The sequence below is a fragment of the Trinickia fusca genome (assembly GCF_003628145.1).
GTDB classification, from domain to species: Bacteria; Pseudomonadota; Gammaproteobacteria; order Burkholderiales; family Burkholderiaceae; genus Trinickia; species Trinickia fusca.
This window is the reverse complement of record NZ_RBZV01000001.1, coordinates 169,149-195,848: the sequence shown is the minus strand read 5'-3', so window position 1 is coordinate 195,848 and position 26,700 is coordinate 169,149. Positions and strand designations below refer to the sequence as shown.

General features: G+C 65.3%; 23 protein-coding genes and 1 pseudogene. 6 read left to right on the top strand and 18 right to left on the bottom strand.

Translation table 11 applies throughout. The features are described from left to right. Positions 1-4: 4 nt before the first annotated feature. The 12 genes from astA to D7S89_RS27330 form a co-directional block, all read right to left on the bottom strand. Positions 5-1,051, bottom strand: a complete 1,047-nt coding sequence (gene astA / locus D7S89_RS00905; protein ID WP_121274854.1) for an arginine N-succinyltransferase — start codon at positions 1,049-1,051, stop codon at positions 5-7. Next, on the bottom strand, positions 1,048-2,193 hold the full coding sequence (gene aruF, locus D7S89_RS00900) for an arginine/ornithine succinyltransferase subunit alpha (RefSeq protein WP_121274853.1): 1,146 nt from the start codon (positions 2,191-2,193) through the stop codon (positions 1,048-1,050). Before aruF ends, astA begins: the two co-directional genes overlap by 4 nt. Positions 2,194-2,214: 21 nt before the next feature. Further along, the gene (locus D7S89_RS00895) at positions 2,215-3,450 is read right to left on the bottom strand and encodes an aspartate aminotransferase family protein (RefSeq protein WP_121274852.1); all 1,236 of its coding nucleotides are present in this window, start codon (positions 3,448-3,450) and stop codon (positions 2,215-2,217) included. An 85-nt stretch (positions 3,451-3,535) separates the two neighbouring features. Continuing rightward, positions 3,536-4,588 (bottom strand): GlxA family transcriptional regulator, encoded by a 1,053-nt coding sequence (locus tag D7S89_RS00890; RefSeq protein WP_121274851.1) that lies wholly within the window; start codon positions 4,586-4,588, stop codon positions 3,536-3,538. A gap of 94 nt (positions 4,589-4,682) precedes the next feature. Beyond that, positions 4,683-5,480: an ABC transporter ATP-binding protein gene (locus D7S89_RS00885; protein ID WP_183085057.1), complete on the bottom strand. Its 798-nt coding sequence runs from the start codon at positions 5,478-5,480 to the stop codon at positions 4,683-4,685. 23 nt (positions 5,481-5,503) lie between these two features. Continuing rightward, complete coding sequence (locus D7S89_RS00880) at positions 5,504-6,217, bottom strand: ABC transporter permease (RefSeq protein WP_121274850.1); 714 nt, start codon at positions 6,215-6,217, stop codon at positions 5,504-5,506. After that, on the bottom strand, positions 6,214-6,903 hold the full coding sequence (locus D7S89_RS00875; RefSeq protein ID WP_121274849.1) for an ABC transporter permease: 690 nt from the start codon (positions 6,901-6,903) through the stop codon (positions 6,214-6,216). Before D7S89_RS00875 ends, D7S89_RS00880 begins: the two co-directional genes overlap by 4 nt. 650 nt (positions 6,904-7,553) lie before the next feature. Beyond that, positions 7,554-8,630, bottom strand: a complete 1,077-nt coding sequence (locus D7S89_RS00870; RefSeq protein WP_121274848.1) for a lysylphosphatidylglycerol synthase domain-containing protein — start codon at positions 8,628-8,630, stop codon at positions 7,554-7,556. Then, complete coding sequence (gene hpnK, locus D7S89_RS00865; RefSeq protein WP_121274847.1) at positions 8,627-9,487, bottom strand: hopanoid biosynthesis-associated protein HpnK; 861 nt, start codon at positions 9,485-9,487, stop codon at positions 8,627-8,629. The genes D7S89_RS00870 and hpnK overlap by 4 nt, the downstream gene beginning before the upstream one ends. Positions 9,488-9,491: 4 nt before the next feature. Further along, positions 9,492-10,934 (bottom strand): hopanoid biosynthesis associated radical SAM protein HpnJ, encoded by a 1,443-nt coding sequence (hpnJ, locus tag D7S89_RS00860; RefSeq protein WP_342766884.1) that lies wholly within the window; start codon positions 10,932-10,934, stop codon positions 9,492-9,494. Positions 10,935-10,968: 34 nt separating this feature from the next. Continuing rightward, complete coding sequence (hpnI, locus tag D7S89_RS00855; RefSeq protein ID WP_121274846.1) at positions 10,969-12,168, bottom strand: bacteriohopanetetrol glucosamine biosynthesis glycosyltransferase HpnI; 1,200 nt, start codon at positions 12,166-12,168, stop codon at positions 10,969-10,971. Positions 12,169-12,454: 286 nt separating this feature from the next. After that, positions 12,455-12,616 carry a hypothetical protein gene (locus tag D7S89_RS27330; protein ID WP_183085056.1) on the bottom strand — a complete coding sequence of 54 codons (162 nt, stop codon included), beginning with the start codon at positions 12,614-12,616 and terminating at the stop codon, positions 12,455-12,457. A 198-nt stretch (positions 12,617-12,814) separates the two neighbouring features. Here D7S89_RS27330 and pdxY point away from each other — a divergent pair, with 198 nt between their 5' ends. Then, complete coding sequence (gene pdxY / locus D7S89_RS00850; protein ID WP_121274845.1) at positions 12,815-13,666, top strand: pyridoxal kinase PdxY; 852 nt, start codon at positions 12,815-12,817, stop codon at positions 13,664-13,666. A gap of 100 nt (positions 13,667-13,766) precedes the next feature. Here pdxY and D7S89_RS00845 read toward each other — a convergent pair whose 3' ends face one another. After that, a complete protein-coding gene (locus tag D7S89_RS00845) occupies positions 13,767-15,569 on the bottom strand; it encodes a methyl-accepting chemotaxis protein (protein ID WP_121274844.1) in 1,803 nt (600 codons plus the stop codon). 521 nt (positions 15,570-16,090) lie between these two features. On the opposite strand from D7S89_RS00845, the gene D7S89_RS00840 reads away from it, so the two are divergent. The 3 genes from D7S89_RS00840 (at position 16,091) to D7S89_RS00830 (ending at position 18,730) form a co-directional block, all read left to right on the top strand. Next, on the top strand, positions 16,091-17,248 hold the full coding sequence (locus D7S89_RS00840) for a branched-chain amino acid ABC transporter substrate-binding protein (protein ID WP_121275943.1): 1,158 nt from the start codon (positions 16,091-16,093) through the stop codon (positions 17,246-17,248). 79 nt (positions 17,249-17,327) lie between these two features. After that, on the top strand, positions 17,328-18,500 hold the full coding sequence (locus tag D7S89_RS00835; protein WP_121274843.1) for an NAD(P)/FAD-dependent oxidoreductase: 1,173 nt from the start codon (positions 17,328-17,330) through the stop codon (positions 18,498-18,500). Between the two features lie 50 nt (positions 18,501-18,550). After that, positions 18,551-18,730, top strand: a complete 180-nt coding sequence (locus D7S89_RS00830; RefSeq protein ID WP_121274842.1) for a glutathione S-transferase family protein — start codon at positions 18,551-18,553, stop codon at positions 18,728-18,730. Positions 18,731-18,819: 89 nt separating this feature from the next. Here D7S89_RS00830 and D7S89_RS00825 read toward each other — a convergent pair whose 3' ends face one another. The 3 genes from D7S89_RS00825 to D7S89_RS00815 all read right to left on the bottom strand — a co-directional run bounded on the left by D7S89_RS00825 (position 18,820) and on the right by D7S89_RS00815 (position 21,923). Continuing rightward, positions 18,820-19,542 carry an HNH endonuclease gene (locus tag D7S89_RS00825; protein WP_121274841.1) on the bottom strand — a complete coding sequence of 241 codons (723 nt, stop codon included), beginning with the start codon at positions 19,540-19,542 and terminating at the stop codon, positions 18,820-18,822. Continuing rightward, positions 19,539-20,636 carry an AAA family ATPase gene (locus D7S89_RS00820; RefSeq protein ID WP_183085055.1) on the bottom strand — a complete coding sequence of 366 codons (1,098 nt, stop codon included), beginning with the start codon at positions 20,634-20,636 and terminating at the stop codon, positions 19,539-19,541. The genes D7S89_RS00825 and D7S89_RS00820 overlap by 4 nt, the downstream gene beginning before the upstream one ends. Positions 20,637-21,110: 474 nt before the next feature. Further along, the gene (locus D7S89_RS00815; protein WP_121274839.1) at positions 21,111-21,923 is read right to left on the bottom strand and encodes an AraC family transcriptional regulator; all 813 of its coding nucleotides are present in this window, start codon (positions 21,921-21,923) and stop codon (positions 21,111-21,113) included. Between the two features lie 92 nt (positions 21,924-22,015). Between D7S89_RS00815 and D7S89_RS00810 the strand changes: the two genes are divergently transcribed. Further along, positions 22,016-22,291 (top strand): hypothetical protein, encoded by a 276-nt coding sequence (locus D7S89_RS00810; RefSeq protein WP_121274838.1) that lies wholly within the window; start codon positions 22,016-22,018, stop codon positions 22,289-22,291. 24 nt (positions 22,292-22,315) lie between these two features. On the opposite strand, the gene D7S89_RS00805 is transcribed toward D7S89_RS00810, so the two are convergent. Both D7S89_RS00805 and D7S89_RS00800 read right to left on the bottom strand, forming a co-directional pair. Further along, positions 22,316-24,229, bottom strand: coding sequence for a DUF3857 domain-containing transglutaminase family protein (locus tag D7S89_RS00805; protein ID WP_183085054.1), 1,914 nt, complete (start codon positions 24,227-24,229; stop codon positions 22,316-22,318). A gap of 214 nt (positions 24,230-24,443) precedes the next feature. Next, positions 24,444-25,694: pseudogene (locus D7S89_RS00800) on the bottom strand (aspartate aminotransferase type Ic); the annotation flags it as partial. A 98-nt stretch (positions 25,695-25,792) separates the two neighbouring features. On the opposite strand from D7S89_RS00800, the gene D7S89_RS00795 reads away from it, so the two are divergent. Next, entirely contained in the window at positions 25,793-26,644 is an 852-nt protein-coding gene (locus D7S89_RS00795; RefSeq protein ID WP_121274836.1) for a LysR substrate-binding domain-containing protein, read from the top strand. Positions 26,645-26,700: the final 56 nt, after the last annotated feature.

Sequence of the window (26,700 nt, the reverse complement as noted above, 5' to 3'; positions counted from 1 at the left end):
CAGCTCATCCCTGTTTGGTTTTGGCCAGCGGCAGCGGCAGCACCCGCACCGCATCGCCTTCGCGTACGTCGAGCGCCTCGGCGTCCTTGGGCGAGACGCGCATCGCCCCGTCCTCGGGCACGCCCGGTGCAACGCCGACGCGAAAATCGTTCAGCGACGTATTCGACACGAGCGAGCGCGGCGCATCGAGCCCCGCGTCAAGCATCGATGCGTCGACGATCACGGGCACGAGCACGCTCTCGCGCACCGTGCGCAAATCGTTGATATGGCATTCGAGCACCGGGCCGGCATCGAAGATGTCGACGTGGTTCTGATAGCGCAGCCCTTCCGCTTCGAGCATCTTGCGCGCGGGCGCCGTGTCGCGATGCGTGAGGCCGATGCAGTCTTGCGCTTCCTGCGGCAGCAAATCGGCGTACACGGGGTAGCGCGGCATCAGCTCGGCCAGGAACGACTTGCGGCCATGCGCGCTCAGGTAGTCGGCGGCGTTGAAGTCGATCTGGTAGAAATGCGAGCCCACCGCGTGCCAGAACGGCGACGTGCCGTCGGCATCGAAATGGCCGCGCAGCTCGGCGCACAGGCGCTCGGGAAAGCGCTCGCGGAACTGCGCGATGAACATGAAGCGCGAGCGCGACAGCAAGCCGCCCACGCCATGCGCGCGATAGCGCGGCGACAGGAACAGCGAGCACACCTCGGCATAGCCCGTGAGGTCGTGCGAGATGTTCAGCAGCGACATCCGGGTCCACACGCCGAGCTCCTGGCTCGCGTGCACGACCGTGCTCACGCGATAGTTGTAGAACGGCTGCTCGAGCCCGACTTGCGTCTCGATGCCGCATACACCGGCCACATCGCCGCTTGCCGTGTCTTCCATGACGAAGAAGTAGCCGGCCTCATGCGGCGCGGCCCGCCCTTCCATCGTCCTCTTCGAGCGCTCGATGCGTGCAGCCAGCGCATCGCGATCGGGCTTGAACGTGGTGAGACCGGGGCCCGTCTCCTGAGCAAGTGCCACGAGCGAGTCCACGTCGCCCGACTTGACGGCACGAACGACGATCATCGCCGACCTCCCGATTGATTGACTGATTGCGTGTCGGTGTAGGGCTCATCGGCATCCGTCTCGTGCGCTTCCGAGTCGCGCCGATGCAGCGGCACACAGCGCACCGTGTCGCCGTCGACGACGCCGAGCGCTGCGCGCGCAGCCGACGTCAACGGCGCGTCGCCGGCTGGCTCACCGCGTTTGCCCGGCGCTGCCGGGCCAGCCAGCTCCGCGAGCACGCAGCGGAAGTCGCCGGCGCGGTTGCTCGCGACGAGGTAGCTCGTCGTGGTGTCGTCGAGCGTGGGCGCGGCGCGCTCCGCCCCTTCGCGCACGATGCGCGTTTCGTTGTGCGCGACGCAGGCGCTGCGATCGACCTGGGCGGTCAGCACCGGGCCCGCATCGAAGATGTCGACGAAGCGATCGGGCTCGAAGCCCTCTTCGAGATGAATGTCGTAAGCGAGCAGCGCCTTCGTGTCCGGCTCGCCGAGCACACGTTGCGCAGCCTCGGGCAACAGCGGCACGTAGAGCGGATAGCTCGGCATGACTTCGGCGATGAACGTGCGGCTGCGTCCGCCCGAGGCCATTTCGATCTGCGCGAAGTCGCGCCCGAAGAACTTGCGCCCGACCGCCTCCCAGAACGGCGAAGTGCCGGCCTCGTCGGTCACGCCGAGCAGCAGCGAGAACACTTCCGACGAAAAGCGCCGCCGGTTCGCGGCCACGTACATCATGCGCGCGCGCGAGAGCAGATGCGCGGCCGCGTCACCCGTCAGCGACGGATCGATGTAAAAGCCGGCGAGCCGGCTCTTGCCCGTCAGCTCGTGCGACATCGTGAGCGCGTGAATCTTGCGGTTCACGTGCAACTCGCGCGACGCGTGAATCAATGCATCGTTGCGAAACGCGTAGAACGGCTCGGCATAGCCGGCTTGAGCGACGATGCTCGCCGTGCCGAGCAGCTTGCCGCTCGCGCCGTCCTCGAGCACGAAGAGATAGAACTCCTCGCCGGGGAAATCGACCTGCGCGCGAAACGAATCCTCCGACAGCGCGACGCGCGCCTCGAGCGCACGCCGGTCGTGCGGCAACGAGTGCAGCACGGGCTGCGCGGCGCGCGCCATTGCCTCCAGCGCGTCGAGATCCGAAAGTCTTCCAGGGCGTACGAAGAGCATCATCGTTCCAGTGGGCCGGTTTTAGCGAGCGGCGGCGTCAGCCGTGGCGCCCGTCACTTCCTCGATCGCCTTCTCGAGGCGAGCGAGGCCCTCGTCGATGTCCGACTCGGGAATCACGAGCGACGGCGCAAAACGCAACACGTCCGGCCCCGCGATCAGCAACATGACACCGTGCTTGGCGGCGGCGTTGACGAAATCCTTCGCGCGGCCTGCGTAGGCGGTCACGAGTTCGGCGCCGATCAGCAGACCTTTGCCGCGCACTTCCTTGAACAGCTCGAAGCGCTTGCCGATCGCTTCGAGCTTGGCCGTGAGCCGGGCGCTGCGTTGCTTGACGCCTTCGAGCAGCGCGGGATCGCTGACGAGCTCGACGACCTTGTCGGCAATCGCCGCACCCAGCGGGTTGCCGCCGTACGTCGTGCCGTGCACGCCGACCTTGAAGTGCGCGGCGATCTCCTTCGTCGTCAGCATGGCGCCGATCGGGAAGCCGTTGCCGAGCGACTTGGCCGTCGTGAGGATGTCGGGCGTCACGCCCGTATCCATGTACGCATAGAAGTGCCCCGTGCGGCCGACACCGGTCTGCACTTCGTCGAAAATCAGCAGCGCGCCGTGCGCGTCGCACGCTTCGCGCAGCGCGCGCAGGAACGCCGGATCGGCGGGCAGCACACCGCCTTCGCCCTGGATCGGCTCGACGATGACGGCGCACGTCTTGGGCCCGATCGCCGCGCGCGCGGCCTCGATGTCGTTGTACGGCAGATGCGTGATGCCGGCCGGCACCGGGCCGAAGCCTTCGGCGTACTTCGGCTGGCCGCCCACGCTGACCGTGAACAGCGTGCGCCCATGGAACGACTGCGTGAACGAGATGATTTCGATCTTGTCGGCGCCGTGACGCTCGAGCGCGACGCGGCGTGCGAGCTTGAGCGCCGCCTCGTTGGCTTCGGCGCCCGAGTTCGCGAAGAACGCGCGATCGGCGAACGTCAGCGCTTCGAGGCGCTTCGCGAGGCGCAGCACGGGCTCATTGGTGTAGGCATTGCTCACGTGCCAGAGCTTCTCGCCCTGCTCGTGCAGCACGCGCACGAGCTCGGGGTGCGAATGGCCGAGCGCGGTCACCGCGATGCCGCCGGTGAAATCGACGTATTCACGCCCTTCGGTATCCCAGAGGCGCGAGCCTGCGCCACGCGCCGGCACGAAAGACGCGGGAGAAAATACCGGCACCATGACTTCGTCGAAAGTCTGGCGGTTCACAGCGAGATCGTTCATGGCAAGTCCTCGTTGAGGTAGTAGCAGTAGTGTAGAAAACGGCGCTCCGTGCGTCTTGCTCAGGCGCGACGTGTTTTTATGGGGATCAACTGTATTCGTCGGGTGGTTCGAGCAACGCGGCCGCGCGCGGCTCACCCGCATAGCCGGGGCCCGCGCCGTGCTGCTTGGCGATCCAGTTGCGGCGCTCCTCGCGCGGCGTCACGCCGAAGCGCTCGCGATAGGCATTGGAAAAGTGCGCGGCCGACGAAAATCCGCAGGCGAGACTCACCTGCACGATCGACTTGCTCGTGCGCTGCAATTGCATGCGCGCTTTCGACAGACGCAAGCCGAGGTAGTACTTCGAGGGCATCGCGCCGAGGTATTGGCGGAACAGACGCTCGAGCTGGCGCCGCGAGACACCGACGAGCCCGGCGATTTCGTCGGTCGTCAGCGGATCTTCGATATTCGCCTCCATCAGCAACAGCGCATCGTTCAGGCGCGGATGGCGCTCGCCGGGGGCCGTCACGAACGGAATGCGCTGGCGCTCCTCGCCCGAGCGCAGCACGCCGATGCCGAGCGCGTCGCCGATGCGCGCCGCCAGCTCGGGGCCGTGCTCACGCGCGATCATCGCCAGCATGAAGTCGACGCTGGCCTGGCCGCCCGCGCAGGTCGCGCGATCGCGGTCGATTTCGAAGATCTGCTGGGTCACGATCGAGCGCTCGAATTGCTCGGCGAACTGCTGGTAGGCCTCCCATTTCACGCTGACGCGGTAGCCCGACAGCTGCCCCGCCATCGCGAGCCACCACACACCGTGGTGGATACCCGTCACGAGCGGCGTGCGCTGCCCTACCCGCGCGAGGCTTGCGAGAAACAGCCGATAGTCGGCGAATTGCTGAAAGCGCTCGGCCACGACGATGAGCCAGTCGCAGGAGATACCGTCGCCGAACGCGCCGTCGGCCGGCAGCACGGCGCCGCCCGACAGCGGGACGGGCCGGCCGTCCCAAGAGAGAATCTGCCAGCGGTACAGCAGACGCCCATCGATTTCGTTGGCGAGCGCGAGCGCATCGACGATCGGGCCCACGCCCGACATCGACACGGGCGGCAGCGCGACGATAGCCACTTGCGTGACGCGCGCCGGGGTCGGCGACGTGCGCGCCATCAGCGTCCTCCCGCCGAGCGTGAGCCGCTCGGGCCGCTCGGGGGGTGTGGCGTCGTCGATCTGCGCAACTGCATGCTGGTCGCCGCGCGCTCGCTTACTTCAGACTGCCGGAGAGGAACTGCTTCAAGCGCTCGCTCTGCGGGTTGACGAGCACTTGCGCCGGGTCGCCCTCTTCTTCGGTGCGGCCCTGGTGCAGAAACATCACATGATTCGACACGTTGCGCGCAAAACCCATCTCGTGCGTGACGACGATCATCGTGCGGCCTTCCTCGGCCAGCTTCTGCATGACCTTCAGCACTTCGCCGACGAGTTCGGGGTCGAGCGCCGACGTCGGCTCGTCGAACAGCATCACGTCGGGGTTCATCGCGAGTGCGCGCGCGATGGCCACACGCTGCTGCTGACCGCCCGACAGGTGCGACGGGTATTGCATCTCGAGCCGCGGCGCCAGACCGACCTTCTCGAGGTACATGCGCGCGCGTTCCTCGGCTTCGCGGCGCGACACGCCGAGCACATGCACGGGCGCCTCGATCACGTTCTCGAGCACGTTCATGTGCGACCACAGGTTGAAGTGCTGGAACACCATCGACAGCTTCGTGCGGATGCGCTGCAACTGCTTCTGATCGGCCACTTCGAGGTTGCCGACGCGGTCCGCTTTCGTGCGCACTTCCTCGCCGTCGACGACGATCTTGCCCGCGTTGGGCCGCTCGAGAAAGTTGATGCAGCGCAAGAACGTGCTCTTGCCCGAGCCGCTCGCGCCGATGATGCTGATCACGTCGCCCGCCTTGGCCTCGAGCGTGACGCCCTTCAGGACCTCGTTGTCACCGTAGCGCTTGTGAATGTCGAGCGCCGCGAGTTTCACGGCGGCGGATTGAGAAGTCTGCTGGAGCACCATGCTCTCCCGTAATCCCAAATGAATCAATGGCGGCCGACGGCCAGATAAGCGAGCCAGCGCTGCTCGGCCCGCCTGAACACCGCGACGAGTGCGAACGATACAGCAAGATAGATCAGCGCGGCGAGGCCGAACGCCTGGAACGACATGTAGGTCGCCGAATTGGCGTCGCGCGCGACCTTCAGCACATCGGGCACTGTGGCCGTGAACGCGACGGTGGTCGCATGCAGCATCAGGATGACCTCGTTACTGTACAACGGCAACGCGCGGCGCAAGGCCGACGGCAGGATCACGCGGCGATACAGCGTGAGGCCGCCCATGCCGTACGCGCGGGCCGCCTCGACTTCGCCGTGCGAAATCGAGCGGATCGCACCCGCGAAGATCTCGGTCGTGTAGGCGCCCGTGTTCAGGCCGAACGCGAGGATCGCGCAACGCAGGCCGCTGCGGAAGAACGTGTCGAGCAGCTCATGTGAGCGCACGAATTCGAGGCTGTAGAGACCGCTGTAGATCAACAGCAGCTGCACGAACAGCGGCGTGCCGCGAAACACGTACGTGTAGCAGCGCACGGGCGTGGACACCCAGCGGTTCCTGGACACGCGCGCAACGGCCAGCGGCACGGCCATCACGAAGCCGATCAACAGCGAGGCGACCAGCAGCCACAGCGTGACGGCCAGGCCCGAGAAGCCGCTGCCGTCCCAGTACAGGAACGCGCGGCCGTATTGCGACAGGATCTCGATCATAGTTCTGCGTGGCGCACGCCGATGGAGTAGCGCTTCTCGAGCCACACGAGCACGAGGTTCGACACCGTCGTGATCGCGAGATAGATCAACGCCGCGATGAAAATGAAGAAGAACATGTTGAAGGTGCTCTTGCCGGCGTCCTGGGCCGCCTTCACGACATCGGCGAGGCCGATGATCGACACGAGCGCCGTAGCCTTCACGAGCACCTGCCAGTTGTTGCCGATGCCGGGCAGCGCAAAGCGCATCATCTGCGGGAACAGGATGCGGCCGAACACGCGCATGCCGCTCATGCCATAGGCGCTGCCCGCCTCGAGCTGCCCGCGCGGCACGGCCAGGAACGCGCCGCGGAACGTCTCGGTGAAGTAGGCGCCGTAGATGAAGCCCAGCGTGAGCACGCCCGCGACGAACGGGTCGATGTCGATCTGGGCCATGCCGAGCGCGTCGGTCACCTCGTTGACGCCGATCTGGATGCTGTAGAACAGCAGCAGCATCAGGACGAGATCAGGGACGGAGCGGATCAGCGTCGTATAGGCCGTCGCCGCGCTTGCAATGGCGCGATTGCGCGACAGCTTGGCGACCGCGCCGATGAGCCCGAGCAGCACCGAAACCGCGAGCGAGAGCACCGACAGTTCGATCGTCTTGATCGCGCCGGCAAGAAGGATCGGGCCGAAGCCGTAGAGAAACACGGGTGTCTCCGTTGTAGGAATCGTCAGTTACGCCTCGGGCACGAGGCACCATCCCCGCCGCGTCTTGCCGCGCGGCTCGCATGTGCTTCTTGCTGCCTAGCGGCGATAGTCGCAAGCGACACGGGATTTTTCAAACCGCATGCGCCAACTGTGCCGCAGCGCAACAATGCGTCGCTCCGGCAGCGGCACACGCGCCATAGCGGCGCTCGAGCAAACGCAGGCGGAAGTCTCATGCGATCGTCCGCATGGCGATTGCCCAAATTTCCCGTCGCTTTTTCGATATTCGCAGCGATCGATAAGAGGCTTGCGGCTACCTACCGGCAGCGCGTTTGCGGAAGCCCAAAAACAAAACCGGCCCTCATGCGCGATGAGCAGCCGGTAAGGTCGAGGCGCGCGACGCGATCTGCGTCGGCAGAAAAGGAAGCCGGACACGCGGCCGATCGACATCGTCCATCAGGGCGCGGTGTTTCGCGTGCGTGCGAGCGCGTGGCAACGAATGCCCCACCTCGAACGCCCCCGTAGCTCGAGACCGCGCCGGGTCGTCTGGCCGAACGTTGTGCTGTGTCCGGATGCCTTCAATGTAGACGCAAGCGTTCATGCGAACCAGGGCGTGTTTACACCGAATGCGCGTGACCGCACGATGGCCCGGGTCAGCGCACGAGGTCCGCGTCGCGTACCTCGGCGCGTGCGGCTGCACGCTGCTCGAGCGGGACCGATGCACCTTGCGCGGCCCGAGCGGCACCGCCGTGCGGCGCGGCCGGCAAGCGCTTGCGCGCATGCATGAGCTCGGCCAATTGCCATGAGCCGAGCGCGATACAACCGAACACGACCTCGCGCATCCGCTTGACGAGCGCGAGCGAAAGCGCCACCTCGTGATCGACGCCGAACATCTGCGCGAGCATCACGACGGCCGCCTCCTGCACGCCGAGGCCCGCCGGCACCATGAACGCCGCGTGGCGCACGGCCTGCGTCAGCGCCTCGATCGCGACGGCCCCGCCCAGCGAGACGGGGTGCCCCAGCAGCGCGAGCGCCCAATACGTCTCGAGCGCGCCGAGCACGTAGCCGGCCAATTGCCAGAGGAATGCACGGAACACGACGCCCGTGCGCCGCATCAGCGCGTCGATCTCCTCGTCGAGCCGCTTGCCGTCGATGCCTTGCAACAGCCGATGCTCGCTGCCGAGCGCGCGGGCCGCGAACCGCTCGATCGCATGGAACACGCCGCCACGCCGCAGCAGCGCCACCATCAGCACGGGCAGCGGCAGCGAGAGCAACAGGGCGAGGCCAATCGCCTTGCCGTTGTTACCGCCGCTGGATAGCAGAATCAGGACGAGCCCGAGCGCCGAGAAGGCGTATTGGACGACGATCGTCACCAGCACTTCGACGATCACCGACGCACTCACGCAGCTCGCATCGCGGACGCGCCAGCGCGCAAGCCGAATGCCCACCAGCTCGCCGCCCACGCTGACCACGGGCAACAGCCGGCCCACGGCCTCGCGCACGGTCGCCACCCACCACAGGAACGCGAGCGGCGCGCGGCGGCCGAGCAGCAGGTGCCACGCACGGGCGTCGAGCAGCAGCGGCAGCGCATGGAACGGCACGAGCCACAGCAGCGCAAAGCCGGCCTGGCCGATGATGTGGGCGATGTCGCCCGCGCCGTTGCGCAGCACGAGCGTAATCAGCAGGCCGATGCCAACGGGCCAGCCAGCCCATTTGAGCCATCGCGTCATGCCGCCCCCCCCTGCCCGGCGACGAAGCCGCGGACGCGGCACACGTCGGCGAACCCGCCGCGCGCCACACCAGCCGCATCGAATGCGGCGCGCACGCGCGGCGACAACAACGCATCGAGCTCGTCGGCATGCCGATACGTCTGCATGGATGGCGTCAGCGGCGCGTCACCGCTTTCGGCCGGATGACAGTAGATCTCGCCGATGCCGGCGGGCAGCTCGGCGAGTGCCGCCAGCAGCACGCCTTCATCCATGCCGCCCGTGTCGGCGATGCCGACGACGTAGTCGTTATGGGCAACGCCGGCGCGCGCAAGCCGCGCGCGCATCAGTGCAATCCACGGCGCGAGCCACCAGGGCGCGTGCGCCTCGAATGGCAGGCGCACGGCGCGCAGGCCGTACTCGCGCCCGATCTCGAGCACGAGCGAGAGCACCGTCGGATGCACGTGGAAATGCTTGTGCGCATTGACGTGATCGAGCGGCAGGCCCGTTGCGGCGAATTGCTCGAACTGCGCCCGGATCTCGCGCGCGAGCTGCGCGCGCACATGAGGAAGAAAGAAGAAGCGAAAGCCGTCGCGCACCATCGCATCGCCGAAGCGCCCGTCACGGCCGACGAGAGCGGGGATGCGCTCGACGGGCGACGTCGCGGCGCCGTCGGCCAGCACGAGGTGCAGACCGACGCGCAGGCTCGGCAGCCTGCGCGCGCGCTCGACGGCATCGCTGGCGGCCGGCGCGCTGACCATGAGGCTCGCGCTCGTGAGCACGCCCTCGCGATGTGCGCGCTCGACGGCCGCGTTCACGCGCTCATGGAGCCCGAAATCGTCGGCCGTGACGATCAGGGCGCGCTCGGCCGAACCCGACACGGCGTTAAGCCTCGTGAGCCCGCAGGAAGCGGAAGAACTCGACGCCTTCGCGCAGACGGCGTTTCATCATGTCCCAGCTCGTCAGCATCTCGCGCACGATCTCCCAGATCTTCGACGGGCGGAAGTAGAACTCCTTATAGAACTTCTCGAGATGGTGGTAGATCTCGTCGCGCGACAGATGCGGATAGCCGATCGCCGCGAGCTGCACGCCTTCCTTGCTCACGAGGTTGATGACCTTGTTTTCCTCGAGCCAGCCGTTCTCGACGGCCTGCTTGTACAGCGTGGTGCCCGGATACGGCGCGGCCAGCGACACCTGAATCGTGTGCGGATTGATTTCCTTCGCGTACTCGATCGTCTTGCGGATCGTCTCGGGCGTCTCGCCCGGCAGGCCGAGAATGAACGTGCCGTGGATCTTGATGCCGAGCTTCTTGCAGTCCGCGTTGAAGCGGCGCGCGAAGTCCGTGCGCACGCCCTTCTTGATGTTGACGAGGATCTGGTCGTCGCCCGACTCATAGCCGACCAGCAACAGGCGCAGGCCGTTTTCCTTCATGACCTTGAGCGTCGCGTACGGCACGTTCGCCTTCGCGTTGCACGACCATATCACGCCGAGCTTGCCCATCCCGCGCGCGATGTCTTCGGCGCGCGCCGTGTCGTCCGTGAAGGTGTCGTCGTCGAACATGATCTCCTTCACTTCCGGCATGTTGTCGCGAATCCACTTCACTTCCTCGAGCACGTTCTCGACCGAACGCGTGCGATAGCGGTGGCCGCTGACCGTCTGCGGCCACAGGCAGAACGTGCAGCGCGACTTGCAGCCGCGCCCCGTGTAGATCGACACGTAGGGGTAGTTCAGATACCCGATGAAGTAGTTGTCGATCTTGAGATCGCGCTTGTAGATGGGCGCGACGAACGGCAGCTCATCCATGTTCTCGAGGATCGGGCGCGCTTCGTTGTGCTCGATCGAGCCGTCCTTCGCACGCCAGGTCAAACCCTTGATCTCCGGGAACGGCTTGCCTTCGGCGATTTCCTTGCACGTGAAGTCGAACTCTTCGCGGCAGACGAAATCGATGGCCTCGGACGCCGTGATCGAGTTGTGCGGATCGACGGCCACCTTCGCACCGACCAAGCCGATCAGCACCGACGGCTTGCGCTTCTTCAGGTCTTGCGCGAACAAGGCGTCCGTCGGGAACGACGGCGTGCTCGTGTGGATGATCACGAGGTCGTATTGCTCGGCGATCTTCAGGGTCTCTTCGACCGACGTGCCGTCGGCGGGCGCGTCCATGACACGGCTGCCAGGCACGAGCGCAGCGGGCTGCGCCAGCCACGTGGGATACCAGAACGAGCGGATTTCGCGCTTGGCTTGGTAGCGCGAACCGGCTCCGCCATCGAAGCCGTCATACGACGGGGCCTGCAAGAACAGCGTTTTCATGAATGCTCCGGCAACCTGCATGGATGCTGATGAGATTTGGAAAAAATTCGAGTGGTCAGGGGCCATCGGAGCCCTCGATCACTTGAGCGACGACCGGCATACGGGCGCCGCGCCATACGACGTGCGAGCCAAACGCCGCCACGAACCACTGCAGCGCGAGCAAGGCGTCGCGCAGCGGGACGAGCGGCAGGTCGCGCCAGAACGTGCGCGCATCGAGTGACGCGCGCGCGTGCAAACCAACGCGCGCCAGCGTGCCGAGCGCCGTGCAAGCGCCGAGCACCGCTTCGCGCAGCGCCCCGCCGTTGCCATCGAAGCCGTACGCGAGCAGCACGGCCGCGACGAGCCACGGCGAAGTAAACGTGATGAACAGGAACGCAAACCCGAGCGGATTGATCGAGCGGATCGTGCGCAGCCAGCGCGTCTCGCGCAGCCACAGCGAGCCGAAATCGGGCTCGATCACGTCGGTCGCGACGACGACTTCCGACAGCACCGTCGTCAAGCCACGCTCACGCGTATGCTCGGCCAGCCAGTAATCGTCGGCCAGGCAATCCTTGAGCGCCTCGAAGCCGCCCGTTTGCGCCAGCGTGTCGGCCCGCAGCGCGAGCGTCGCACCGAAGCCGAACTGACGCGAGCCGCCCGCATGCGCGATGCGCACCGACGGCGCGAACCATTCGTTGATGAACAGCGACCCGACTCGCGTCCAGAAGCCGCCGACGCTGCGCGCATGATAGAGGCACGTGACGATGCCGACCTGCGGATCGGCCAGCGGCGCGGTCACGGTTTCCAGGTAGTTGGGCTCGACGGCGATATCGCTGTCGGCCAACACGATGAACTCGTGCTTGGCGTGCGACGCGAGATTGATGAGGTTGCTGACCTTCAGATTCTGGCCGTGCACGAGCGGATCGACGACGAGCGCGATGTCGTGCTGCGGATAGGCCGCCTGGAGCCGGCGCACGACGCCGATGGCCGGATCGTTCGGCGAGGACACGCCGAACAGCAGCTGGTAATGCGGATGGGTTTGCTCGCAGAACGTCGCCAGATTCTCGAACAGGCGCGGCTCGGCCCCGCACAGCGGCTTGAGCACGCTGACGGCGCCGACAGCCGACCGCCCTTGGCCCCCGCGACGCGTGCACGCGGCACGCATCGTCCGCGCAGCCGAAGGCAGCGCCAGCGCCGCGATCAGCACATAGGCCGTCGCCACGCAGCACAGCACGATCAGCAGCCAGTCGGACACGCTGGACGCCGTGACCGTCATTGTCCTCGCCCCCCGCCTGCGCGCGCCGCATGTGCGGCTACCGCCGCCCGGCGCACGGAGGATTGGGTCAGGTTGACGCTTGCTGGCACGTTCGCTACTCCTTCTTTCTTCTCGCGCCCCGATCGGGGCCGGACAGCCTGCGGCGCTGCCTCGCGGACGAGAGGCCGCCGCCGGTGACGAGCGTTGGCGTCCGGGCGCTGCGGCGTGCAATGGGACAAAGAAGAAAGCGCATTGAAAGGTCAAGGCCTTTCAAAGCCGGCTCGAGGACCGTGCGCGACGCGCGTTTCTAGTTGTCGATGCGGGGCAGGGCTGCGAACACGATTACTTCGTCGGCGGCGCGCGCTCGCGCATCGTCCGACGGTACAAAAACCGTAAGCTCGGTTGCAAACTGCTTATTGTAGCAGCGCATCCGGGAAAACGCCGAGCCGCGATAGCCGGGCGTTGCCATTTCGTCAATTCCCGCGCTCTGCCGCTGGCCGCGTCGCAGTCCCGCCCCGGCCTCTTGGTGGCCCACCGCGCGGCTGACCGATGACGCGACGCAACAACTCATGTATCGTGTTTCGGGTCGGGCACCACAGGGCCGTGCCCGCCGGCGAGCCACTCGCCGACCTTGTGGGGCGCGGGCAGCGCCCGAAGCGAAGCCATCATGAAAAACGTCCTGAGCATTCAGCCACACGTGGTCTTCGGCCACGCGGGCAACAGTGCGGCGGTGTTTCCGATGCAGCGCCTCGGCGTGAACGTCTGGCCGCTCGAAACGATGCAGTTCTCGAACCACATGCAATACGGCCATTGGGCCGGCAGCGCAATCGATGCGCCGCAGATGGCCGAGCTCGTCGAGGGCATCGGCGCGATCGGCATGCTGCGGCGCTGCGACGCGATCGTCTCGGGCTATCTCGGCTCGACCGATCATGTGCAGGCCGTGATCGACATCGTGCGTTCGGTCAAGGCCACCAATCCGCGTGCCTGGCATTTCTGCACGCCCGTGATCGGCAAGGGAGCCGGCGCGGGCGTCGACGAATTCCTGCTCAGGCATATGCCCGAGGCCGTCGACGGCATGTCGCCCACGCACGATACGCTGCAAAAGCTCGTCGGCCGCACGATCGAGACCGTCGACGAAGCCGTGCTCGCCTGCCGCGAAGTGATTCGCCGCGGGCCCAGCGTGGTCCTCGTCAAGCAATTGCTCGACCGCAACAGCCCGGCCGATCGCGTCAACCTGCTCATCGTCACCGAAAACGAAGCGTGGATGAGCCAGCATCCGCGCTACCCGTTCGCGCGCCAGCCGGTGGGCGTCGGCGAACTGACGAGCGCCGTGTTCGTCGCGCGGCGGCTGGCCGGCGACAGCATCCGCACGGCGTTCGAGCACACGGTGGCCGCCGTGCACGCGGTGCTCAAGGCCACCTACGACGCGGGCCGCTACGAGCTGGAGCTCGTCGCCGCGCAGGACGACATCGCCAGGCCGCGCGAATGGCTCGGCGCCTGGTTCGTCGATGCGGCATAAAAAGGCATAAAAAAACCGCCCTCGTCGCAGGATACGACTCGGGCGGTGGAGCGAGATTTCGTCGCGGCGCGCTTTCGTCCTCGCGCCGCGGTCAGTCGACTCAGTCCAGCCTGAACTGCGCGACGGTGCTCGCGAGGTTGATGGCCTGCGTCTGCAGCGCCGCAGCCGCCGCAGCCGATTCCTCGACGAGCGCCGCGTTCTGCTGAACCATCTCGTCGAGCTGCGAGACGGCGCGGTTCACTTCTTGAATGCCACGCGTTTGCTCGTCGGCCGCATTCGTGATCTCGGCCATGATCGTCGTGACGTTCGACACGTTGCTGACGATCTCGGTCATCGTGTCGCCGGCACGCTTGACCTGGCTCGAACCCGACGAAACGCTGTCGATCGTCGATTCGATCAGCGACTTGATCTCCTTGGCCGCCTGCGCGCTGCGCTGCGCCAGGCTGCGCACCTCGCCGGCCACCACGGCGAAGCCCCTGCCCTGCTCGCCCGCGCGCGCCGCTTCGACGGCCGCGTTCAGCGCGAGGATGTTGGTCTGGAACGCGATGCCGTCGATCACGCCGATGATGTCGCCGATCTTGCCCGACGCGGTTTCGATCGTGCCCATCGTATCGACGACTTCCGACACCACTTCACCGCCGCGCGAGGCGACCGTCGAAGCCGATGCGGCCATGTCGTTGGCCTGGCGTGCCGAGCTCGCCGATTGCGTGACCGTCGAGGTGATCTCTTCCATCGAGGCAGCCGTCTCCTGCAGGCTCGCCGCGGCCGATTCCGTGCGGCCCGACAGGTCGAGGTTGCCCGCTGCGATTTCGTCGGCAGCCGTGCGTACCGATTCGCTCGTGTCGCGAATCTGCCGCATCACGTCGCGCAGCTTGTCGACGAATGTGTTGAACGCGCGCGCGATCTGCGCGACCTCGTCGGTGCCGTCCGACGGCAGGCGCTTGGTCAAATCGCCGTTGCCCGAGCCGATCGCATCCATCGCGTCGCGCACGAGCGACAGGCGCTGGAAGGCCTTGGACGTGATCGCCGAGACGATCGCCGCAGCCACGGCCACGATGATCAGCAGCGCGATGGCCGACGTCGTCAGGAACGAACGGATGCCGGCCTTCGCTTCGGATTCGTCGAGCGCGACGACGACCGTCCAGTCCGTGCCCGGCACACTGACCCCGCGCAACAGCACCGAACGGCTGTCGACGGCGGCCTCGACGGGCTGGTCGGTGCCGGCCAGCGAGCTGATGCTCGCCGCGGTCATGCTCGGCATCAGCGTCGAAACGGGCTTGAGCGTGAGTTTCGAATCGGGGTGCGCGACGATGTCGCCGGCGCCGTCCACGAGCATGCCGAAGCTTGCCGGGGTCGGGTGAATGGCCTTGACGTTGGCGATCACGCTGTCCATGTTGACGTCGCCCGCGACGACGGCCTTCAAGCTCCCGTCACGCATGATCGGCACCGCGAACGTGACGACGAGCTTGCCGGAACCCGCATCGACATACGGCGCCGTCACGACGGGCTTGCCGGCCGCGGCTGCCTGCTTGTACCAGGGGCGGCCGGTCGGATCGTAGGTGGGCGGCACGCCAGTCGGGTCGCCGAACTTGGCCGTCCTGTCGGCATAACCGGCGTAGACGTTGACGAAGCCGCCGGCCGCCATGATCTGCTTGAACGTAGGAATCGGATCGGCGCTGCCGAGCGTCACGTCCTGCAGCGACGTGATCGCCAGCGTCTTCGACGCGACCCACTCGCCGATGCCGGCATTGTGGCCATTGGCGAGCGCAACCAAGTTATTGTTGATCGAGTCATTCTCGTGCGAGCTGACGACAAAGTAGTTGAGTGCAGCATTGACCACCAACGAACACACCACGATGGCGATGCATGCTGCGAGAACGCGCGAGCGGATTGACGCAAACATTGAGACGTTTCCTTCCGACAAATTGGCTTACGAGGACCAGCAGTCCACAGCCAAGTAAACGGCAATGCCACGGTCGAACTTGATGAAACCGGCATAGGGGAATGTTCGTAGTGCTATTACACAAAATTCGCCATTCAGCCTGCTTGTGCATCGGTTTTTCAGGCACATACATATGAAGAATAGGACCGTTGCACATGGGCTCTCGACGGGCCTCTATCGCGCGCGCAGCCCGCGACGCACGTATTTGCCCCGATTGCCGCGATAAAAGGGACTGTGCCGAAATGCGCATGCGGAACGTCGTGAACCGTCAAGACGCGCGCAAATTGGCTTCCTATAGTCGCATCGAGACGAGCACCGCATGGGACGCCGCAAGCCCTGACGGCGCTTTGAAAAGAACATATGACCAGGAGGTCCCGCCACACGCTGCCTGACTCGCCTCACGCGCCGTGCATGACGCGCCGATTTGCGCCCGCCTGCACGTTTTGCCGTTTTCCTCATGTTTGCCGATCAAAGGAAAGAACATGCGTTTTGCGAAGACGATCTCCCCTATCGCCGCTGCTGTTGCCACCCTCCTCGCCTGCGCGCCGCTGGCCGCAAGTGCACAGGCAGGCCCCGTCATCAAAATCGGCTTTGCCGCACCGCTCACGGGCGCGAATGCAAGTTATGGCAAGGACCTGCAAAACGGCGTGCAGCTCGCGCTCGACGATGCCAATAAAGCGAAGGACAACGTGATCGGCGGCAAGCCGGTCACGTTCGAGCTGGTCGCCGAAGACGATCAGGCCGACCCGCGCACCGGCGTGCAGGTCGCGCAAAAGCTGATCGATCAGGGTGTGTCGGTCATCGTCGGCCACTTCAATTCGGGCACGACGATCCCGGCCTCGCAGCTCTACGAAAAGGCCGGCATACCCGACATCGACCCGGCCGCCACGAACCCCGTCATCAGCAGCCGCGGCTTCGCCAACATGTTCATGGTCATTTCGAGCGACGCGCAAAACGCCGGCTCGGCAGGCACCTACGCCGTCAAGACGACCAAGGCCAAGCGCATCGCGATCCTCGACGACCGCACCGCCTTCGGCCAGGGCGAAGCCGACGAGTTCGAAAAAGCGGTCAAGGCAGCCGGCGGCAACCTCGTCGCGCACGAATACACGACGAACCAGGCCACCGACTTCAAGACTCAGCTGACCAAGATCAAGGCCTCCAACCCCGACCTGATCTTTTTCGGCGGGCTCAATCCGCAGGCCGCGGGCGTCATGAAGCAAATGCGAGCGCTGGGCATCAACGCGCAATTCGTAGGCGGTGGCGGCGTGAAGGACATCGACTTCATCAAGCTCGCCGGCGATACGTCCGATGGCGCGATGGCCTGGGAATACGGCCGTCCGCTCGAGAGCACGTCCGAGGGCAAGACGTTTGCCGACCGCTACAAGCAGCGCTTCGGCATGGATGTGCTCTCCTACGCGCCGTTCGGGTACGACGCCGCGATGGCGGCGATCAAGGCCATGAAGGCGGCAGGCTCCAGTTCGCCCGACGCCTATCGCTCCGCTCTCAAGAGCATCAGCTTCGATGGCATCACCGGCAAGATCGCATTCCTGCAGACGGGTGCGCTCAAGAACGGCTCGTCGACGCTGTATCAAGTCAAGAACGGCCAATGGACAGCGGTCACGACTGTGAACGGAAGTTGATCGCGCCGCTTCTCTCGTAGCAAGCCACCCCGGCACGACGCCTCGTCAGGCGTCGTGCTTTTTTCGTTACGGAGTCCCGATGGTTTCGAAAGTCGTAATCGTGGGCGGCGGTGTGATCGGCAGCGCCATCGCATACTTTCTGCGCGCATCCGATGCCACCGTCGAGGTGACCGTGCTCGAGCGCGACCCGACTTATGCGCGGGCATCGTCGGCCCTATCGGCCGCCTCGATCCGTCAGCAGTTCTCGACGGCATTGTCGGTGCAAATGTCGCTGTACGGCATCGAGTTCCTGCGCACGATCGGCGAGCGGCTCGCCGTGGAAGGCAACACGCCATCGATCGATCTACACGAAGGCGGCTACCTGTTTCTTGCCACGCCCGCAAGCGAAGCGATCCTTAGCGAGAACCATGCATTGCAGACATCGCTCGGCGCGCAGATCGAATACCTGCCGCGCGAAGCGCTGCAAGCGAAGTTTCCCTGGCTCCATACCGGGGACCTCGTGGCCGGCACCCATGGCCTCTCGGGCGAAGGCTGGTTCGACGGCTACGGCCTCGTGCAGGCGCTGCGCAAGAAAGCACAGGCGCTGGGCGCGCGCTTTCTTGCGACCGACGCCACCGGCGTCGTACGCAGCGGCCGACGCGTGCAGCAAGTGCGCACCGCCGCCGGCGATACGCTCGCTTGCGACGTGATGGTCAATGCAGCCGGGCCGTGGGCTCGACCCATCGCGCAGATGCTCGGCATCGAGTTGCCCGTGTTCGCGCGCCGCCGCAGCGTCTTCAACGTCAGCTCGCCGGCGCAACTCGCAGCCTGCCCGCTCGTCGTCGACCCGAGCGGCGTGTACTTCCGCCCCGAAGGCAAGACCTATATCTGCGGCACGTCGCCGAGCGCCGATCACGACCCCGACGACCTGCCGCTCGACGAGGTCGACTACGCGCTGTTCGACGACGTGATATGGCCCACGCTCGCGCATCGCGTGCCGCAATTCGAAGCGCTGCGCATCGAACACGCGTGGTCCGGCTACTACGAGTACAACGTGCTCGACCAGAACGCGATCATCGGCTATCACCCCGAGCTCGAGAACTGCGTATTCGCGAACGGCTTTAGCGGACACGGCCTGCAACAAGGACCGGCGACGGGCCGCGGGGTCGCCGAGCTGATCCTGCACGGGCGCTACGAGTCGCTCGATTTGTCACCGCTCGGGTTTGCGCGCGTGCTCGAAGGTCGGCCGCTCGTCGAGCGCAACGTCGTATAGCGGCGTGCGCACGAATCGAAGCCCTGCTCGCCGACGGCCGGCAATGGGCCGTGCCGGACGGCTACTCGATCGTCGATCCGTTCCTGTTCGTGCTCTATCGTTGGGGCAAGAAAGTGGGCGTGCTGACGCACTCGACACATCCGGCGTGGACGGCACTGCACGGCCGGATGCTCGAACGCGCGGCCGTGCGGCGTGCGTGTGAGCGAGAGGGATTGCGCCTAGAACAGTGAGGCCCTGCTCGCATCCGATCTCGCTGACGACGAGCGATAGGTGAAGGCCATGTGGCCTTCACTGTTGGCAGACAGCGCCGACTTCAGAATCAGGTCAAGCGATAAATGTTCGACTTGAGCTTGCCGAGCAAGGTCACGAGTTCTGCGTGCGCAGGGTTATCGGCGCGATCGAGTAGCACATCGTTGATGCGTCGATGGAGATCGGCAAGGCTGGGATTCATGCTGTCGACGATGGTCGAGCGTTCGATCTCCTCAAATTGCAACGCCTTGTAAGTGCTCGTGCCTGCCGCATCGCGTGGCGTGTACTTGACGAAGCACACCTCTTCGGTCGTCAGATGGACGAGGCTCAGCGAGTCGCTGTAGCGGAACCCGTTCGCTACCGGATTAATGATCGACAAGCCGTTGGTCTTCGTCTTCTTGTCCACGCGCGAGCCTTTCCACCGATTGCAGTCGGCGCAGCCGACCGTCAGGTTCGAGAGGTCGAACGTCTTGTCGTCGAAGTCGGCTTTGGGGTAGACGTGCTCGATGTGCCACGCAAAACCATAACGCCCCACCGGTCGGCGACAATAGGCGCAGGCTCTGCGGCTGCGTTGCATTAGCTCCGGGACAAGGCGCTGTTTCAGCCCCTTCATTGCTTCGACCTGCTTCGCGGTGAACTCAACGACGAGCGTTCCCTTGCGGAAGACCTGCTTTGTTTTCGCGGCTGAAAAGCATGTCCACGCCTCGGTGCCGGTCAAATTTCCAGCAGTGACCAAGCCCGACAACTTCTTCAATGCCCCGCTTTCGGCAGCCGATTTGGCGAGGCTCTTCATGATTGCGCACCAGTGTCGAGAACTAGCGCCTGTTTGCGCACCACTCGTACGGCCGTTTCGACGTGATGCCGGTCCTCTTCGCTGATACCAAGCTTTGCGCAGATTTGCTGCAAACGCTTGATCACATCCGCGATTCGATCAGGGTTTTCGACCGCCTCGAGCACCGATTCCGCGATCTTCAAATCGACCTCTTGCGTGCGATAGGTAGCCGTATTGAAGTCGTCGAGCACGAGCCGTTCATGGCTCGCGATGTCGCGGAACAACCGATCGGTAACGATCAGTCGTTCGCCACCCTCACCATCGTCGACATGGTCGATCGCGATCACCGCGGCGTCGTCACTGTCGTGTTTGGCCCCCTCCGAAATGATGACCGGGGAATGAGTCGCGACCACGACGTGTATGCGCTTGAGCCCTTCGAGCAGCCCCTTCAACGAGCGATGGAAATCCATCTGCCAATGAAGGTGCAGGCTGATTTCCGGCTCGTCGATCAGGATCAGCGCCCCCTCTTCCGCCACGGACAACACCTTCGCGAACGTCAGCGCGCGGTTCTGCTCTCCCGTGCTCAGTGCCCCGAAGTCGATGGTCTGGCGCGCCGGATTGCGCCGATGCACGAAGACACGGACCTCGGGGTTCAAATCCATGAACTTTTGCAACGAAGCGACCTGATCCAACTTTAGTGACGAGAACCGCACCTGCCGTCCCAGCAGCTCGACAACAGTTCTGCGGTCAGACACGCTCAGAAAATCGGCAATGGACGCACCACTCTTGAGCTTTCGTCGGTCGACTAGTCGCTGAAGCGGCGGGACCTTGCTCCCCTTTTCCTGCGGCGCGTCGATAGAGAACATGAAGTCCATCTCCAATGTCTCTTCGAGCAGCCGCACGGCGCGCTTGCTGCGCTGCATGCCTTTCAGAATGATCTTCGATACTAGACGATCGATCGCCGTATGGAATACGGCGTTGCCCGAGGATCGCGAACCGAGGTATTCAAGCCCACCGCGAGAAGTCAGTGTGAAGCGGTCATAGACGGCGTTCGATATGCAGCCGATGGCCGCTATGTCGCCTTGAGAAGCGTAGTGGGCGGCAATCCGCGCCAATTGCCGGCTCTTGCCGACACCGTTGTTGCCAATCAGATAGGTCACGCGCGGACCTCCTCCGAAGTGCAACGAGTGTTCGATGTGCGCCTGCAACTTCGCGAACAGCGCGTCTTGCGGAGCCATATTTTGCTCCATCCCGCCGTCGACAAAAGCGTCGCTCTCCATGTGTGGTCATCCCCGATTGTTCTTGTGGTCTTGCCTAGGTTCGAAGCGCACTGTGTTCTTGCGCGTTGAGCGGGACACGGCTGGTTCCCGGCCGCTAGTCGGCGCGACGAGTATACCGGCCTACGCCATCCGACTAGCGCTTGTCGCTGCGCCGTTTCGACACGCGCTTACCAGGCAACATGCCCTGTGAGGGACTTGCCCCCGCTTTGACGCGCTTTGCCTTCAACGCAGAGTACCCGGCGTTAAGTGATGTCGGCTTTATACCGGCAGGCGTCCGATGTATGTTTTTTTGCCGCGACTGCATTCCTCTCATAGTCCGTCCCCCAAAGCCGGGGCGCCACCTTCATCGCCCTCGAAAAACCTCCCCGGCGTCACACCCAGTGTGCGTTTGAACATCGCGATAAACGCACTGACGTTGCCATAGCCCAGATCGAGCGCGACCGTCGTCACAGGCTCGCCGGCCGCAAGCCGTTCCACCGCGCGCATGACCCGCGCCCGCTGCCGCCATGCCCCGAAGCCGTAGCCGGTTTCCTCGACGAACTTGCGCGTCAGCGTCCGGGTCGACATCGCCCCCCACTGCGCCCAAGCTTGCAGCGTGCGTTCGTCGTCGGGATGGGCCGCGAGCTCCCGCGCGATACGCAGTGCTCGTGCATCGCGCGGCATTGGCAGATCGAAATGCGCGCGCGGCGCCGTCGCGATCTCGTCGACGATCACCTGAGCAAGCCGCACTTCATGGGGCTTCAGCTCATCGTGCGTCCAGCCTGCTGCCCGCGCGACCGCTTCGCGCAGCAGCCCGGTGACGCGCAGCATGCACGGCTGCGCCGGCAACGACGCGCACGCGTGCGGTGCGACGTACGCGCCCCAGCCTTCGAACGGGCCATGCGAACGCACCGAATGCATGTGATCGGGCGGAATCCACACCGCGTGAATGGCAGGCACGACCCAGAGCCCGGTTTGCGTGCCGACCGAGAGCAGGCCACGACTCGCGCCGAACAGTTGACCGGGCTTGTGTGCGTGAGCCTGCGTCACGCGAATCGTCGTCTGCACCCAGCGCTTGGCGACGACGAGCGGCGTGTCTGCGTGTGCATCGGAAGGGAGGTCGAGACGTTCAAGCAATGACATGGCGCAATTGCGGTATCGAATGGCTTCGACACCGTATCGCGCCCCGATGGCGTTGTCTATAGTCGATCCACCTCAACTCTGGGAGAACCCCCATGCGTGCAGAAGACGTCCTTCCCGACAATATGCAAGAACGCGAGTTCCGTGGCCAGACAGTCCGCAAGGGCACCATCGCCGCGTTCATCGCCAACGCCCAGACGATCGGGAACCCAGCGGCCTCCGAAGCCGAACGCGCCACGGCGACCGACGATCTCATCGCGAGCGTCCCCTCGGTGCGCGCGATCGGCGTATTCGACGTGTTCGCGATTCGCGACCCACGCGTGCAGGCGCTCATCGATGCAAGCGAAGCGGTGCCTGCCGCGCAAGGTTGAATCTGACACGGTAGCGGCGTGCGTTCAGCGCGCCGCACCCTGCACGACGATCTGCGAGCTCGCATCGCGCGCCATGCGCTCGAGCACGCCACGCGCAGCAGCGAATTCCTCAGGGGTGCAGACCGCCTTGCCGAAGCTTGCACGCAAGTGACGCGTGACCTGGACGGTGCGCGTGGCGGGATCGTAGACGTAGTGCGCAGCGTAGTCGAAGACGTCGTCACGGACAGTCACGTCGGGAGGCACATAGACGGCCTTCAGGTTCGACGGCAAACTGAACTCGCCTGTTTCGTCGAAGTTACCGTCCTCGCACACGTAAGGCTGCGTGCGTTCGGGCACCGCCAGCCAGCCTCCGAGCTGCGATGCGATGCCGCCGGCCAAGCTGGATAAAGCCGGCCACGCCGTCATGCCGTCGGGCCACGCGAGGTGATCGAGCGCGCCGGTCATGGAGACTGTGAACGGCCCCGTCGTCGCATCGGTATCGCCGGTCTCGATGTCGGCCACGCCGTGCATTCCCGTCTCGCGCAGCCGCTCGTTCGCGAGTTGCAGCCGGCGCTCGCGCGTGGCACGTCGAAACACGTTGCGCTCGAGCTCGGCCGTCCAGCCGCTGTCCGTCACGCGGTACGCGAACTGCGCGGCGCCGCCCGTGTCGATGCCTATCTGCAGGCGCGCCGTTCGGCTGCGCGGTTCGGCGGCCGGTGTGCGCACGAGCACGCCGTCGTCCACCAGCAGCGCGGGCCGATCCATCACGCCAGGCGGCAAGTAGCCGAAGGCGACGCCACCGGCCGTCGTATCGGCGAATATCTGAAGCTCGGGAATCCATACGATCACATGGTTGATCGCGCTCGCACCATAGCCCGCTACCGACGGCAACGCGTACACGCCGCCGAGCCCGATCAACGCAGGCTCGCTGCGCACGCCTACAGCCGCCAGCAGCGCACCGTACAGCGCGACGTGATCCTTGCAATCGCCATAGCGGTTGCGTAGCACATCGATCACGCGATGCGGCACAGCCGCCGTCTCGCCGAGAAACAGCGCGACGTAGCGCACGTTCTCGCGCATCCAGTCGTACAGCACGCGCGCCTTCGTCCAGGTGTCGGGAGCGTCGGCCGTCAAGGCACGCGCAAGCGCGACGACTGCGGGGTCGCCGGCGCTCACATCGACGGCCGCGTCGCGATAGCGCGCGGCGAACGCCGCGAAACTCGGCATCGTCGACACCATCAGGCGGTCGCCATATTGGGCGTAGCTGACGGAACCGGGCTCGAGCGGCGCGTACGCCCCATGCCGATAGTCGAATTCGTAGCGCGTACGGCCGTGTTCGGTCATCGGCTCGCGCGCGACATAGCCGCGTGCATCAGCGTAAAGCGGCATGTCGGCAGGCAGGTCGAAGATCAGCTTCTGGCTGTCGACGGGCTCTCGCGTCGGCTGCACGTAGTACTCGAACATGCCGCGCAGCGCAGGCTTCGTGCGCGTCTTGCGGAACGTCAAATGCACGCGCCAGCCTGGCTCGATACCCGGAAAAATCGCGGTACGCAGCACGCCGTCTTCGAAGACGGGCGCACCGAGCGAGCGCGGCTCCTGCACGTCGCGAATCGCATCGGAACCGACCGGGTGCGCGTGGCCGTCAGGATCGATCGATTCGGCCGTGAAGGTGTCGATCGTTTCGACATCCTTATTGAACCAGACGTAGCGTTCTGCGACGGCATCCACGCCCGTCGGCGTATTGGCGCGCAGGATGGTGTCGTCCTCTTCGGCGACCGTGCCGTCGTGCTGGACGACGAAGCGGTGCACATCCGATTCGATCGTCGCGGGGGGCAGTTCGTCGGTTGACGCACGCGCGGGGACGCTTTGCGCGGCGCTGCCCTGCGCAGGCAAACCGGCGCAGCAGGCCACGAGAACGGCCAGGGCCAACGGCTGCGACCGACAGCGCATCGCGTCCATCTTCGGCATCCCGCGTTTTACCAAGATTGCCCTCGCCAAGTTGCCTACGATCGTCCCCCTCCGGCGCGAGCAAATCAAGCCGCGCGCGGCTCGGGCTCGACACCGAGAGCATATGACGAATCTGAACGAAGGCGGGCTGTGGCATGCACGCCTTTCGTGCACTGACCACAGCCGGGCGCTCACCCGACATCGGCGTCAGCGATGACGTCGATGGCTAGCTCGCCGGCAGCGGGTCGAGTTCGTCAATCGCGCGGCGCACCGACAACGCAATGCCGTGCGCCGCCAGCTCGATCTCGGAGAGGCTCGGAAAGCTCGGCGCGATGCGCAGATGCGTATCGTGCGGGTCGATGCCGTACGGAAACGCGGCACCGGCCGGCGTCAGCACGATGCCGGCCTGCGCGGCAAGCTCGACCGTGCGCCTGGCTCGCCCCGGCGGCACGTACAGACTCACGAAATAGCCGCCTTGCGGCGCCGTCCACGACACGCCGGGCACCGACTTCAAGTGCGCGTCGAAGACGGCCGCCAGCACGCCGAACTTGGGGCGCAGCAGCGCGCGATGGCGCGCCATCAACCGCGCGAGCGCCGCACGGTCGCGCACGTAGCGCACATGACGAAGCTGGTTCAGCTTGTCGGGCCCGATCGTGCGCACGGCGACGTGCTGTTGCCACCACTGAACGTTGCGCGCGGACGAAGCGAGGAATGCGACACCGCCGCCGGCCAACGTGACCTTCGACAGCGAGGCAAACACGAACGGCCGGTCGCCATGCCCTGCCCGCGCGCACGCATCGACGATGTCGGGGCTCGCATGTTCATGTTCGGTCAGATGGTGAAAGCGGTAGGCGTCGTCCCAGAACAGACGGAAGTCGGGCGCCGCGCACGGCATGCTCGCCAGCCGTTCGACGACCTGCGCCGAATAGATCGTGCCCGTAGGATTGCTATAGAGCGGCGTACACCAGATGCCTTTGATCGACGGATCGGTGGCCACCTGTGCCTCGACGAATGCCATGTCGGGGCCGTCCTCGCGCATGGGCACGGCGATCATGCGGATGCCGAGTGCCGCACAGATCGCGAAGTGCCGATCGTAGCCGGGCACGGGGCACAGAAAAGACACTTGGTCGGCCTTGCGCCAAGGCTCGCCGCCCGGCAGACCGAACAGCATCGCGAACGCGAGTGCATCGTGCATGAGCTCCAGGCTCGAATTGCCGGCCGCCACGACTTGCGCCGGCGGCACGCCGAGCAGCTCGGCGCCGAGTTCGCGCATTTCGGGCAAGCCGAGCAAGTGCCCGTAGTTGCGGCAATCGATGCCGTCGCGCGAACGGTAGCCCGCCGACCCTGCTTCATCGATCAGAGCCTGTGACAAATCGAGTTGCTCGGGCGCGGGCTTGCCGCGCGTCATGTCGATCGAAAGGCCCTTCTGCTTGAACTCGTCGTAAGTCATCGCATCGTCTCGTTGGCAAGCCGCGGCATGCGGCCATTGCCAAGCAGTATGCCGGGCACGTTGCCTTCAGACAAACGCGATATATTGAACGTTTCGATCAGTTTTCCTGATGGCAGACATCCACGATGAAAACACTCGACTTGGACGTTCTTGCGATGGTCGTCGCCGTGGCCGACGCCGGCAGCTTCGTGCGCGGCGCCACGCACGTGCATCGCTCGCAATCGGCCGTCAGCATGCAGATCAAAGCGCTCGAAAGCACGCTCGGCAAGACGCTGTTCGTGCGGCGCGCGCGCAGCGTCGTACCGACGCAGGAAGGCCACCTGCTCGTCGACTACGGGCGGCGTATGCTCGCGCTGCGCGACGAAGCGTGGGCCGCGCTCGTGCATCCCGACATCAAAGGCCGGGTGACGATCGGCGTACCTGACGACTACGCATCGTCGCTGCTGCCCCCTGTGCTGCGTCAATTCTCGGCGACGTACCCGAAGGTCGAGATCCGGGTCGTGGGCTTGCCGAGCCACGCACTCGTGCCGCTCGTGAAGGACAATAAAGTCGACCTTGCGTGCATGACGCGCGTCAAGGGCGTGCGCGGCGAATTCGTACGTCTCGAGCCGACGGTCTGGGCCGGCAGTGCGCGCGAGCACGGCGTATGGAAGGAGCGGCCGCTGCCGATCGCCGTATTCGCGGCCGGCAGCGTCGCGCGCGCGAATGCGATCCAGGCCCTCGAGCGTGCGCGCATCGCGTATCGCACCTCCTACGAGAGCCCGAGCCTGCTGGGCCTGTTCAGCATGGTCGAGGCCGGGCTCGCGATTGCCCCGATCGCGCGTTGCGCGGTGCCCGAGCGGCTCGTGCAGTTAGGTCGCGCACAGGGCTTGCCGGCCCTGCCGCCGCTCGAAATCGTGCTCGCTCGCAGCGCCCACTCGAAGCGCCCCGAGTGCGACTTTCTGGCCGAGCAGATTCTCGGTCAGTTGCGCGTCTGATCGATGGCGTTGACCGGCCAGCGCATTGCACGTTAGCATCGCCCGCATGTCCCATC

Bases quoted from the DNA above. Each gene is read 5' to 3' on its own strand.
- hpnI (WP_121274846.1), bottom strand. From the start codon at position 12,168: ATGACGGTCACGGCGTCCAGCGTGTCCGACTGGCTGCTGATCGTGCTG.
- D7S89_RS00890 (WP_121274851.1), bottom strand. From the start codon at position 4,588: ATGGCGCGCACGTCGCCGACCCCGGCGCGCGTCACGCAAGTGGCTATC.
- pdxY (WP_121274845.1), top strand. From the start codon at position 12,815: ATGAAAAACGTCCTGAGCATTCAGCCACACGTGGTCTTCGGCCACGCG.
- D7S89_RS00835 (WP_121274843.1), top strand. From the start codon at position 17,328: ATGGTTTCGAAAGTCGTAATCGTGGGCGGCGGTGTGATCGGCAGCGCC.
- D7S89_RS00885 (WP_183085057.1), bottom strand. From the start codon at position 5,480: ATGGTGCTCCAGCAGACTTCTCAATCCGCCGCCGTGAAACTCGCGGCG.
- D7S89_RS00805 (WP_183085054.1), bottom strand. From the start codon at position 24,229: ATGGACGCGATGCGCTGTCGGTCGCAGCCGTTGGCCCTGGCCGTTCTC.
- D7S89_RS00825 (WP_121274841.1), bottom strand. From the start codon at position 19,542: ATGAAGAGCCTCGCCAAATCGGCTGCCGAAAGCGGGGCATTGAAGAAG.
- D7S89_RS00895 (WP_121274852.1), bottom strand. From the start codon at position 3,450: ATGAACGATCTCGCTGTGAACCGCCAGACTTTCGACGAAGTCATGGTG.
- D7S89_RS00880 (WP_121274850.1), bottom strand. From the start codon at position 6,217: ATGATCGAGATCCTGTCGCAATACGGCCGCGCGTTCCTGTACTGGGAC.
- D7S89_RS00810 (WP_121274838.1), top strand. From the start codon at position 22,016: ATGCGTGCAGAAGACGTCCTTCCCGACAATATGCAAGAACGCGAGTTC.
- D7S89_RS00815 (WP_121274839.1), bottom strand. From the start codon at position 21,923: ATGTCATTGCTTGAACGTCTCGACCTCCCTTCCGATGCACACGCAGAC.
- hpnJ (WP_342766884.1), bottom strand. From the start codon at position 10,934: ATGCAGGTTGCCGGAGCATTCATGAAAACGCTGTTCTTGCAGGCCCCG.
- astA (WP_121274854.1), bottom strand. From the start codon at position 1,051: ATGATCGTCGTTCGTGCCGTCAAGTCGGGCGACGTGGACTCGCTCGTG.
- D7S89_RS00840 (WP_121275943.1), top strand. From the start codon at position 16,091: ATGCGTTTTGCGAAGACGATCTCCCCTATCGCCGCTGCTGTTGCCACC.
- aruF (WP_121274853.1), bottom strand. From the start codon at position 2,193: ATGCTCTTCGTACGCCCTGGAAGACTTTCGGATCTCGACGCGCTGGAG.
- D7S89_RS00845 (WP_121274844.1), bottom strand. From the start codon at position 15,569: ATGTTTGCGTCAATCCGCTCGCGCGTTCTCGCAGCATGCATCGCCATC.
- D7S89_RS00870 (WP_121274848.1), bottom strand. From the start codon at position 8,630: ATGACGCGATGGCTCAAATGGGCTGGCTGGCCCGTTGGCATCGGCCTG.
- D7S89_RS27330 (WP_183085056.1), bottom strand. From the start codon at position 12,616: ATGGCAACGCCCGGCTATCGCGGCTCGGCGTTTTCCCGGATGCGCTGC.
- D7S89_RS00795 (WP_121274836.1), top strand. From the start codon at position 25,793: ATGAAAACACTCGACTTGGACGTTCTTGCGATGGTCGTCGCCGTGGCC.